General features: G+C 58.0%; 10 protein-coding genes. 3 read left to right on the top strand and 7 right to left on the bottom strand.

The annotated features are described in order from the left end of the window. Window positions 1–65: 65 nt before the first annotated feature. From B3M52_RS00090 to B3M52_RS00070, 5 genes are all read right to left on the bottom strand, one after another. Window positions 66–776 carry an amino acid ABC transporter ATP-binding protein gene (locus B3M52_RS00090; RefSeq protein ID WP_136633129.1) on the bottom strand — a complete coding sequence of 237 codons (711 nt, stop codon included), beginning with the start codon at window positions 774–776 and terminating at the stop codon, window positions 66–68. A gap of 95 nt (window positions 777–871) precedes the next feature. Beyond that, a complete protein-coding gene (locus B3M52_RS00085; protein ID WP_075196047.1) occupies window positions 872–1,957 on the bottom strand; it encodes an amino acid ABC transporter permease in 1,086 nt (361 codons plus the stop codon). Further along, window positions 1,957–3,144 (bottom strand): amino acid ABC transporter permease, encoded by a 1,188-nt coding sequence (locus tag B3M52_RS00080; RefSeq protein WP_036205050.1) that lies wholly within the window; start codon window positions 3,142–3,144, stop codon window positions 1,957–1,959. Before B3M52_RS00080 ends, B3M52_RS00085 begins: the two co-directional genes overlap by 1 nt. Before the next feature lie 93 nt (window positions 3,145–3,237). Beyond that, window positions 3,238–4,263 carry an amino acid ABC transporter substrate-binding protein gene (locus tag B3M52_RS00075; protein WP_036205048.1) on the bottom strand — a complete coding sequence of 342 codons (1,026 nt, stop codon included), beginning with the start codon at window positions 4,261–4,263 and terminating at the stop codon, window positions 3,238–3,240. Between the two features lie 260 nt (window positions 4,264–4,523). After that, the gene (locus B3M52_RS00070) at window positions 4,524–5,405 is read right to left on the bottom strand and encodes a hypothetical protein (protein ID WP_075196048.1); all 882 of its coding nucleotides are present in this window, start codon (window positions 5,403–5,405) and stop codon (window positions 4,524–4,526) included. A gap of 99 nt (window positions 5,406–5,504) precedes the next feature. Here B3M52_RS00070 and B3M52_RS00065 point away from each other — a divergent pair, with 99 nt between their 5' ends. After that, complete coding sequence (locus B3M52_RS00065; RefSeq protein ID WP_075196049.1) at window positions 5,505–7,373, top strand: LTA synthase family protein; 1,869 nt, start codon at window positions 5,505–5,507, stop codon at window positions 7,371–7,373. A gap of 33 nt (window positions 7,374–7,406) precedes the next feature. Then, window positions 7,407–9,203: a glycerophosphodiester phosphodiesterase family protein gene (locus B3M52_RS00060; RefSeq protein ID WP_075196050.1), complete on the top strand. Its 1,797-nt coding sequence runs from the start codon at window positions 7,407–7,409 to the stop codon at window positions 9,201–9,203. Here B3M52_RS00060 and B3M52_RS00055 read toward each other — a convergent pair. Together B3M52_RS00055 and B3M52_RS00050 are read right to left on the bottom strand one after the other, a co-directional pair. Continuing rightward, window positions 9,178–10,494: a winged helix-turn-helix domain-containing protein gene (locus tag B3M52_RS00055; RefSeq protein WP_218618585.1), complete on the bottom strand. Its 1,317-nt coding sequence runs from the start codon at window positions 10,492–10,494 to the stop codon at window positions 9,178–9,180. The genes B3M52_RS00060 and B3M52_RS00055 overlap by 26 nt on opposite strands. Next, window positions 10,386–11,150: an ATP-binding protein gene (locus B3M52_RS00050; RefSeq protein ID WP_218618586.1), complete on the bottom strand. Its 765-nt coding sequence runs from the start codon at window positions 11,148–11,150 to the stop codon at window positions 10,386–10,388. The genes B3M52_RS00055 and B3M52_RS00050 overlap by 109 nt, the downstream gene beginning before the upstream one ends. A gap of 128 nt (window positions 11,151–11,278) precedes the next feature. On the opposite strand from B3M52_RS00050, the gene B3M52_RS00045 reads away from it, so the two are divergent. Further along, the coding region (locus B3M52_RS00045; RefSeq protein ID WP_286748460.1) for a DUF1326 domain-containing protein at window positions 11,279–11,690 on the top strand (412 nt) is incomplete at its 3' end.

Here is an 11,690-nt window from a genome sequence, read left to right as displayed (position 1 = left end):
CCGGGGTTCGTCAGCAATCTGAGCCGGGCGACGCCCGGCTCTTTCCGTTAGGTGTTGCAGGCCGTTCAATGCTGCAGGATCTGCTTCAGGAACTTCTGGGTCCTGGGCTCCTGCGGGTTGGTGAAGAAATCGTGGGGCGGCGCCTCTTCAACGATTTCACCACCGTCCATGAAAATCACCCGGTCAGCCACCGTCTTGGCGAAGCCCATCTCATGGGTAACGCACAACATGGTCATGCCACTGCCCGCCAGCTCAATCATGACGTCCAGCACCTCCTTGATCATCTCAGGGTCCAGCGCGGACGTCGGCTCGTCAAACAGCATGATTTTCGGCTTCATACACAGCGCCCTGGCGATAGCCACCCGCTGTTGCTGACCGCCGGAAAGCTGACCTGGGAATTTGTTGGCCTGGTCCGGAATTTTCACCCGTTCCAGATACTCCATCGCCGTAGCCTCAGCTTCCTTGCGCGGCGTTTTCCGCACCCAGATCGGCGACAGGCAGCAGTTCTCGAGCACCGTCAAATGCGGGAACAGGTTGAAATGCTGAAACACCATGCCAACCTCGCGCCGGACGCTGTCGATCTGACGTACATCGTCGGTCAGTTCCACGTCGTCGACAATGATTTTGCCTTGCTGGTGTTCCTCTAACCGGTTGATACAGCGAATGAACGTGGATTTACCCGAACCGGAGGGGCCACATATCACGATGCGCTCGCCATGGCGAACCGCCAGGTTGAGGTCCTTCAGCACGTGGAAATCGCCGTACCACTTGTGCATGCCCTCCACCCGAATAATATCGGACTTGCCAACGTCCGAGGACGGTGACGATTGCGTATCAGGAGTTTGCGTTTGTTCTGTCATTGGTTTACCCATCAGGTTCTGTGACCGGTATCTAGTTTGCGCTCAAGGTTCTGGCTGTATCGGGAGATGCCGAAGCAAAACACCCAGAAACAGAACGCCACAAAGACATACCCCTCCACGGCCACGTTCTGCCAGGCGGGGTCCGTAACCGTCGATTGAACGGTGCCGAGAATATCGAATAGCCCGATAATCAGCACCAGCGTTGTGTCCTTGAACAACGAGATAAACGTATTAACGATGCCGGGAATAACAAGCTTGAGCGCCTGGGGTAGGATAATCAGTCCCATTTTCTTCCAGTATCCAAGGCCCAACGCACTGGCGGCTTCGTACTGCCCACGGGGAATCGCCTGCAGGCCGCCGCGAATGACCTCCGCCATATAAGCCGATTGCCAGAGCGTGATACCGATGAGTGCCCGCGCCAGTTTCTCGAAGTTCATGCCCTCCGGAAGGAACAACGGCAGCATCACCGAGGCCATAAACAGAACCGTAATCAACGGGACTGCTCGCCACACTTCGATGAAAACCACACAGAGCCCACGGATGATCGGCATCTCGGAGCGACGCCCCAGCGCCAGCAAGGTGCCGATTGGCAGCGAGGCAATGATGCCGATATACGCCAGAATCAGCGTCAGCATCAGCCCACCCCACTTCGAACTCTGAACCTCCTCCAGGCCAAACACGCCACCCGGAATCAGGAAGTAGCCGACAATCGGCAGCCCGGTCAGTCCGAACAATCCCAGCCATTTACGGCCAGGAAAGCGTTCAATGAACTGAGGCGCGAAAGACAGTGCCAGCAGGCCGAACATGATGTCCACGCGCCACTGGAATTCCTCGGGGTAAAACCCGTAGATAAAGAAATTAAGCCGCTGGTTGATAAACAGCCAGCAGGCTCCCGCTCCGGTACAGTCACTCGGGTCGCTGCCCTGGAAGTTCGCATCCAGCAATACCCAATTGAGCAAGGGACCCACGCTGGTCACGATCAGGTAGCCCACCAACAGGGTCAGAATCGTGTTGTGCCAGCTTGAAAACAGGTTCTCCCGCGCCCACCGGACAGGATCAATGCGTTTTTTCGGCGCCTTCATGGTTGACTCAGCCATCATCGCTCCTTAATCGCTACAGCCCGGTTATAGATATTCATAAACAGGGAGATCAACAGGCTGATGGTGAGATAAACAGCCATGGTAATGGCCACAACTTCCACGGCCTGGCCGGTCTGGTTCAGCGTGGTTCCCATGAACACCGCGACCAGATCGGGGTAACCGATGGCCGTGGCGAGTGAGGAGTTCTTCACCAGGTTAAGATATTGGCTCGTCAACGGCGGGATAATCACCCGCATCGCCTGGGGAATCACCACCAACCTGAGCGTAAGACCATTCGGAAGGCCTAGTGCCTTCGATGCCTCAGTCTGCCCCTTGCTGACCGAGAGGATGCCGGACCGAACGATTTCCGCGATGAAGCTGGCGGTGTACAGGGACAAGGCAATCCATAGCGCCGCCAGTTCCGGAATGATGGAAATGCCACCACCGAAATTGAAGCCCTTCAGTGCTGGCAAATCCCATTCCAGGGGCTGACCGGCTAGGAGGTACGACACTATCGGAACCAGAACCAGAATGCCCACGCCAACCTTGAACGTCGGGAAAATCGCTCCGGTCGCCAGTTGGCGCTTCTTGGCCCATATACGAATGCCAATGACGGCTGCAATGGCCGCGAGAACGCCTCCCCACACCAGGCCAAAGCCATCCTGAGTCACCGGCTCCGGCACATACAGGCCACGATTGTTGAGGAAAAAAGCTCCACCGACGTCCACGCTCTGGCGCGGTGAAGGCAGGCTGCTGAGCACAGCAAAGTACCAGAAGAAAATCTGCAGCAGCAGGGGGATGTTGCGGATCACTTCGATATAAGCCAGAGAGACTTTGGCAACCAGCCAGTTACTAGAAAGCCTGGCAACACCGATGATGAAACCGAGGATAGTGGCGGTCACCACACCCATTGCCGATACCAGAAGGGTATTGGTCAGGCCGACCCAAAAGGTTCGACCGTACGACATGGTGGCGTCGTAGGGGACCAGGCTCATGATGATGCCGAACCCGGCTGATTCATCAAGGAACCCGAAACCGGTGCTTATGCCACGGCTTTCCATGTTGGAGAGCGTATTGTCGATAAGAACCCAGCCACCCCAGAAGACGAGGGCAATGGCTACTACCTGGAAAAAAATAGCGCGAACCCGCGGGTCGTACCAGGGCTTTGGCCCCGCAGGTTTGGAATCAAAGGTTTGTTTTTTCATGCATGTTCCCGGAAAGCTAGCCCGCGACGAAACGAATCACAGATGTCAGTGGGCGGCTCCAACGGGAGCACGCCCACTGGGTGCTTTCAGGTATTAACGTACCGGAGGTGCGTACATAACACCGCCTTCGGTCCACAGGGCGTTGATGCCCCGCTCCAGACCAAGCGGAGTGTCCGGGCCTACGTTGCGATCGTACATCTCGCCGTAGTTGCCGACCTGTTTGACGATCTTGGCGCCAAAATCACCCGGCAGACCAAGCTTGGCTCCCATGTCGCCATCAGTGCCCAGCAGGCGCTGGATGTTCGGGTTATCTGACTTCAGCATGTCGTCAACGTTAGCGCTGGTGACACCCAGTTCTTCTGCGTTGATCTGCACAGCCAGCACCCACTTCACGATATTGAACCACTGGTCGTCACCCTGGCGCACGACCGGCCCAAGGGGCTCCTTGGAGATGGTGTTGGGAAGGATCTTGGCCGAATCGGGGTCGGACAGTTTGGAGCGAAGTGCCGCAAGCTGTGAACGGTCTGAGGTCAGCACGTCACAACGACCGGACGCAAAGCCCTGGACCGTCTGTTCAGATGTATCAAATACAATGGGTTTGTATTCCATGCCCTTGGCGCGGAAGTAGTCCGACAGGTTGAGCTCGGTGGTTGTACCGGCCTGGATACAGACAGTCGCACCGTCCAGTTGTGTGGCATCGTCCACGCCGATGCCTTTGTTCACCAGGAAGCCCTGACCGTCGTAGTAGTTAACACCGGCGAAGTTGAGACCCAGCGATGCATCCCGGGTAAGTGTCCACGTGGTATTACGTGACAGCATGTCTATTTCACCCGACTGGAGTGCGGTAAAACGCTCTTTCGCGGTCAAAGGCGTGAACTCGACCGCCTTGGCGTCCCCAAAAATCGCAGCGGCTACGGCACGACAGGTGTCGACGTCTATACCGGTCCAGTTACCTTTGTCGTCCGGCTGTGAAAACCCGGGAAGACCACTGGTTACACCACACTGCAAATGCCCTTTTTCCTTGACGCTTTCAAGCGTCGTAGCCGCACTGGCAACCGAAGCGGTAAAAACTCCACACAGCATGGCTGCGCCGACGGCAATCGACTTGGCGTTCTTCATTATTTTATCTCCAAAATTCCGTTGGTTAGAGGTGCACAGAATATGAGCAATTTACGAGCCAGATATACCAACGTGTTGATTTATAGTATTTGTTTTATCAAACAAGCAGCCTCGAATACTGTCTTCAACCTCTACAGGCCACAACTTTGTGCAGCGAATGCCTCACATCAGCACGCGCTGACAGACCATAGGGCAGGCAATTTCTCAACCGCTTCCCTATAAAGTAGAAGGCGTTCGCGAATTGGACCAGTTTTCACGAATTATTTTGGTGAGACCAAAGTATGATCCGGCTCCCGATAGCTTTCCAAACGACTGAGCCAGCCCGTCAGCCAGCGTTCTCGTTCGATCGGAGCGTCGGCGTTCCCGGCCCGACGGGTCAATACTTCAGCGGCTGCGCTTCTGAATCGCTCAAGAGTCGGCCGGTCATCGCCTTTCATGGCAAGAAGGACCTGTAACAACCCCCATCCTTCACCGTTGTATTGCTCCGTGGCGGCCAGCCCCTCCCCCTTGAAGTTTACATAGTCAATGACGGCATAAACCCCGCCGGACGTACTGACCAGTTCCTCAAGATGCCGCTTTACACGTGCTCGTTGGGCGTCAGGAGCTGCCTGCATGACACGTAACAGGGAGCTACTGGCCCGCTGGACAATAAAGCCGGCCTGGAGATCCCGGGTCGCCAGCAGAAACTCCCTCAGTTCGGCAACACGGGCAGAATCTGCCACCTCGAGAAAAGCGGCCCTGTCAGGCCATGGTGCGTCAAATGGGTCCAGCCGTGCGAGCCAGCGGGGCAATGGTGCGTCACGCTCGGCCATGTACCGGATCAGTGCGGGAAAGCTTTCTACGAACCGCCCCTCCACTGCCGACGGATACCAGATAAAATGCCCGATACCGAGCGACGGAAAGGCTTCACCTTCGTTCCAGTGCACAAGGCAGGCTTTCTTCGCAGAACATTCATTACGAAAAATCTGCTGCCCCACCCAATCGAGCTCAGCCTCACTTAGCGTAATCGTAGGTGCGCTTAGGTCCTGCACGCCTGTCGATTCCGCTTCTGCCTGCGCGGGATCCATTTCATCGGAGCACCCTGACAGGGTAAAAATGATCAGCCATCCGATTACCAGTGATTCATAAACGTTCCGCGACATTGCCAGCCTCCAGCCGGTAGCGATAACCTGTTTGTTTGGCACCCGGTCTTTCACGCCTATGCTGACGACCTTAATCGCCGCTCGATACCGGACCACACTATGACATTTTTCTCTGGGCTCATGGCCAGACATTTCCGCCAGACACTGGTTTTGGCTTTCTGCTGGCTGGTTGTTGTCAGGGCGAGCTATGTGCTGCAAAGCGGTGTCGTTCCCGATCCGCTGGCAATGATTGCCGGCGACCTGGCCGGTGCGTTTGTTCTCGCTGTTTTGCTGTGCATCACAAGAGGCATTTCGAGGGTTATTCTGGTCGTGGTTCTGGGATGCGCAACGTTTGTTGCCGGCATGCACCTTACCGTTCACGGAACCCTGTTCCAGCTGTCACTGATTGGCAAGGGCGTTGATCCAACCTTTGTGACTGGCAGCCTGATCAACATTCACGCGCTCTGGCTTCCCGTCTACCTTTCCCTTGCCTGGATTCTTCATTGGCAGCACCGTCGTCTCGACACCGAAACATTGCCGGCAGGCAGGACCGGGCAGGTGGTGGTTGCGGTGCTCGTAGCCGCGGTCTATGGCGTGTCTTTCCAGAGCCTTACAACGCCCGCAAACAACGTTGTCGCCAGCTTTTTCGCCCAGATACCAGGGGCGATCATAGGGCCACTCGCCCCAGCACTATCCACGGAAGACGAGGACCTCAACGGGTCTGAAAAAGCCCTGAAAACCCTGCAGACGGCGAGCTTTTTTCGTCACCAGGTTGCCGCCCCCATTGTGAGGGACCACCCCAACGTGCTGCTGGTCATGATTGAGGGCATGTCCGGCGGTTATTTCCCAAGCCTGAGCCGCTATCACGATCTCGACCCAACCGTTACCCTGGCCAGCCTTGAAGAAAACCTGCTCCGTCATGGATTTCGTATCTACCGGAATTCGCTGAGCATGGAGCGCCAGACAGATCGCGGCACCTTTGCCATCCTGTGTGGCGAATACCCGGACTTCCGCCGGCAATCGCGGAAAATGGTTGATGTAGCTGAAGGCCGGGTTGTGGTGGACTGCATGCCCAAACACCTGAAGGAACATGGCTACCACACGGCCTACTGGCAGGCCGCGCCGTTGGATTACATGCAAAAGGGTGAGTTCATGCCGCAGGCCGGATTTATCGATGTCACCGGCGCAAAGATCTTCAACAGCCCCGAAGAAGAAGTGGAAGGTTGGGGGCCACCTGATCCGATCTATTTCAGCAACGTTGCAAAGCGTCTGCGACAGCTTGATGAGAAGCCCGGCCCGTGGATGGTCACCCTGCTGAACGTGGGGACCCATCACCCGTTTAAAATCGGAAAAGAGCCGGAGCAACAACCACCGGATGACGAATTGAGCACCGAGGACATCACACCAGAGCCTCAGGAGGCGCGCAAGAAGGCCATGAGAACCATGGAAGATGCCTTGAATCGGTTTCTTGACGACCTGGCGTCCGACGGCATTCTTGACGACACTTTAGTCATTATCACATCGGATGAGTCCGGCGGATTCATCCGCAAGGATCATGAATCCGTGCCTCTGAACAGCAACGTTGGTGTGCTGGCGATACGTCCTCCGGACAGCGATTCACTCGAAGATTACGCCAATCGTGACCAGATTGTGGCGCAAATCGATATTCCACCCACCATCCTGGATGCAACGGGGCTCGGGACAGAGGCCGGCGACATGATTGGCCGGAGCCTGATGGTCAAGCAACCGAAACAGCAACGCGACCTGTTGTTGGCGGACACCTATACCGGGCTCAAGTATTTCCTGAGGGAATCGGGGCAGCTTCTGAGCTGCAGCGAACTGATGACCGACTGCACCACTTGGCGCTTTAATCCGGAGCGACTGTTTGGCACGCTTGAGGCGACGAATGCCGAACCATTCCTGACGTTCGATGAGCGCACTGCATTGTTCAACAGGGCAGCCCTCATGAAGCCCGCAGAGGACCCCTGAGCTTGAAACTTCGATATGGGAACGGCTACCTGAATGAAGATTCTTGCACTGCACACTCTGGCATTCCTGCACGTTCATCGCCGGGCGCTGTTGGTCTTTTATCTGTTTTTCACCGGCCTCGTTCTGGCCGCCATTGCGCCGCTCTTTTCCAGCGCCCTGGCAGCGCTTCGGCCGATAACCGGTCACGCCGCCATCAGCACTGGTGGGCTGGTGCAGTTTGTGGTGTCCCCTGGCGGCTTACTATGGATCAGCGCAACGGCGACCCTGACCGCTCTCCTGGTAATCCTGCAACAGGCGGGCATGACCTGGATTGCCGCCTCCGGCGGAGGCCGCGAATACCGGATCGCCATTGCGACGCTGTGGGCTCTTGCGCGACGTTTCAAACAACTACTCACCCTCACCCTGCTGCAATTGGGCGGCCATGCGCTGATCGCTGTGCCTTTCCTGCTGGCCATAGTGGTGAGTTACCAGTGGCTGATCTCACCCCACGACATCTACTATCTGAAGCTGGAACGGCCACCCGAAGTCTGGTGGTTCCTGGGCATATCTGGTGTCGCAGCGCTGGGAATCGCCGTATGTAACGGCTGGCTTTATCTGCGCTGGGTACTATCGGTTCCCCTGCTCCTGCTGGAGCGCAGAGGTGCGCGCGATGCTCTCAGACAAAGTAGCCGCTATATCCACGGCCAGCGCCTGCCTGTGATGGGCGCAATCATCGCAGGCCTGGTCGGCCTGGCGCTGATCCCCATCGTGGTTACATGGCTGTTCCAGGCAATGGGAGGCGAGATCATAACGAGCCTGCCGGAGCGAATGGGCGTGCTGATGCCCGTCACCCTGGGCCTGATCGCGCTCTATATCCTGTTCACCCTCACCGCCGCCTTTGCCGGCATGGCGGCCTACAGCATGCTGATATACAGCGTGTATAGACAGGCAACGGGTCACCACCGTCACAGCACTGCCCAAACCCTGCCCCGGCGGGCCTCACCACTGGCGTGGTCGGCCGAGCTTTTAATCATCATCCTGGCCGCCACCCAGGCCTGGTTTGTCCTGCAATCCTTCGACCACCGGGACGATGTTTCCATTACTGCCCATCGTGGCAGTGCTTTCAAGGCGCCGGAAAACACCATGAGCGCCATAAGACAAGCCATTGAGGATGGCGCTGACTACATTGAAGTGGATATCCGCATGACCGCGGACGGCGTGCCGGTGCTTTGGCACGATACCGACATGCGACGTGTCTTCGGCCTGAACGCCAGGATCTCCGATATCACCCTGGAAGAGGCCCGTGCCCGGGACGCTGGTTCGTGGTTCGGCCCTGCGTTCAGCGATGAGCGAATCGCCACGCTGGAACAGGTCATCGAAACCACCAGAGGACAAGCCCATCTATACCTCGATCTGAAGCCCGCTCCGGAGACGCCCGACCTGACCAGGGAGGTGGTCCATATGCTGCAGCGCATGGATGCCGTGGAGAACACGGTGATTGCGGCCGCCGAATGGCGGGTCCTGGCCGAAGCGCGACAACTGGAGCCTTCGCTGAAAACCAGCCTGCTGGCACAATTCATCGTTGGTCCGCTGTGGGAGCAACACTTTGACATACTGGGCCTGCGACAGAACCGTGTCACTCCCGCCACGGTGGCTCGCACCCACCGTGCTGGCAACGAACTGCATGTCTGGACGGTCAATACGCCACAGGCGATGTCACGCTTCATCGACATGGGGGTGGACAATATCATTACCGACCGACCGGCTGTGTTGGCGCAACTGCTGCAACGCCGGCAGGCACTGACCGACGCAGAACTTCTGGTGATCAAGCTCCGGAACTGGCTGCGCTAGTCTGCCCACCTGGCCGCAGCCGATACCCTACGCCAGACACGGTTTCGACCCGGGCAGCCTGATCCCCCAGTTTCTTGCGCAAAGTGCGAACCACCGCGTCAACCACGTTGCTGCCACCCTCGTATCGCGTCCCCCATACATCCCGCAACAGTTCACTGCGCGACACGGCCTTGCCCTCACGAGCATTCAGGTAACGCATGACACCGAATTCCAGTGGCGTCAGAGCTACCCTGCCCGTTTCGAGTACCAGTTCCCGGGCGTCCGGGTCCAACAGTTCGTTCGCACGCCGAACGCCAAGCTCCGCAGCGGCAAGGTCCGCCAGCCAGCCGTCCACCGAGGCGGGGCCAAAATCGAGCACGGCAGAATGGTAGCGTCGGCCATCCAACACAACGGTGTGATCTTCCAGCACTTCAAAACCCAACCGTCTGGCGACAGCAGCGTAGGCGCCCATATCCCGGACTGTCAGGTAAACACGGCGAAGTCTGGGCCTGAGCTCCATGTAGGCACGTTTCAGGTCCAGCCAAACCGCTGCCTGTACGTCACCCGGAGAGTCTCCGTCATCAATGCTCAACCAGCGGCGGCAAAACAGGGCAATGGCATCCCGGGGCATGGGATGTTGTTTGAGATGGGAATACCACTGGCCAGCTATCGGATCGTCCAGCAGCCAGGCCGGCTGGAGCTCGTCCGAACGGAGCTTGCCGTAGAAACCTACCATGCGGCCCTCACCGTCCCGGACCGATGAGAATGCCTGGGGCAAACGGCGCCACCACGCCATCAAAGCTCCGGCGGCCTCACTTCCCTCCCAGGTATGGGTAATATCCTCCAGCGCAGGTCCATCGTCCGCCTGGGCTGGCTCTACGGCGAACGTGGGGGAACCACTCGGGAAGAACGCTTCCCGCACCACTGGGTTTTCAATCATGAACAGCATGTCGGCGGTGTATCGCCAGAGATCACCGCCACCGGCAACGCCCGCCTCTGTCGCCAATTGCCGCCAGGCTGTACGGCGGTATTCGAGATAGCGCGCCGGATCACTCGCATGCAGGGAACGCGCAATGGCCTCTCGCACCGCATCGTGGATCAACAGACCATCGCTGGCGCCAACCACAATGGGCAAGCGACGCAGCCTCTCCCAGGCATCCTGGGGCGGCACATCCGGAAACAGCGCTTGCAGTAGCGACAGGGTTACCCGGCGGACAACGGCCGCCCCCTCAAGCACCCGCCGGGTAACTTCATCGCCAACATCCTCAAGAAAAATCCGTGTGAGTTCATCAAGGGCGCACCGGTGGGCCATTGCTCCGGCGAGGCCTCCCTCACGGCTGCCGCAGCGAGCTTCAACGCCAACGGATGGCCATGAGTACAGCGGGCGATCAGGGATATGTCCGCCTGCTCCAAGCCCAGGCCCTGCAGGAAGTTCTCCGCCTCTGTGTCGGTCAACGAGGAAACCGGGACAGCCCGCATTAACCACCCCCATCCCGGGCTCGCGTACCAGGCTGAGGTAGGCGGCTGGCGCCCCACCAGAACCACCCTTACGTTTTCGGGCAATAGCGGAATGAACACCTGCCTCAACCAGGTATCCAGAAGCCTGAATACTTCAAAGGTATCGAAGGCCAGTACAACAGCGCCGCCCAGCTCTCCCAACCGATCAGCGATGTCCCCGGCACGCGATCCTGTGTCACCAATGGCCTCCGCGAGCGCCCCGAGCACACCCTGCTCAGTAGGCTCCACATGGCGACAATCAAGCAGGATAACCGTTGCTCCCCCGGCCCGGGCGATCGTTGCGAAACGCGCCAGCAACGCGGACTTGCCAATGCCGGCGATACCGTGAACGTGTAACACCCTCGGCCCCTTTGGCATCAACATGGTTTCCAGAGCGCCAAGCTCTGTATCGCGCCCTACAAACGTCCGGTGAGCCCGGGCCGCCAGTATGTCGGACATCCGTTGCGGCATGATCGTCTCCCTCCGCTACATTCTCACGATATTCTCATCCCCTCATCACCTCAAAACACCTATTCAGGGCTATAACTGACAATAGCAGTAACCGCACACCAACCCTCAATTTGAGTAAGGAGGCGACGATGAGCACCCAATGGCAAATTCAGGGTGACTATCTTGAAAGTTGCACATGCAAAGGCGCTTGCCCATGCATTTACCTGGAGCCACCGACAGAAGGCGACTGCTCGGCCCTGGTCGGCTGGCACATCAAGAAAGGAGCTTACGGCGAGGTGGCGCTTGATGATCTGAACATTGCGCTTGCGCTCAACGCCCCGGGGCCCATGGCAGAAGGCAACTGGAAAGTTGTGTTGTACCTCGACCAACGCGCCGATGAGCACCAGCAGGAAGCGCTTGGCAATATCTTCGGCGGCAAGGCCGGCGGCCACCCGGAACTGCTGGCCTCCATGATCGGAGACGTTCTTGCTGTCGAGAGACAGCCCATCGGGTTTTCCGTTGATGACGGCGGGCGGCATCTGACCATCGGCTCATCCTACG

Origin of the sequence: Marinobacter sp. UBA2688, assembly GCF_002352785.1 — a bacterium.
Lineage (GTDB): Bacteria > Pseudomonadota > Gammaproteobacteria > Pseudomonadales > Oleiphilaceae > Marinobacter > Marinobacter salarius.
The sequence above is the reverse complement of the archived record's forward strand: the minus strand, read 5'-3'. Positions and strand labels throughout refer to the sequence as shown.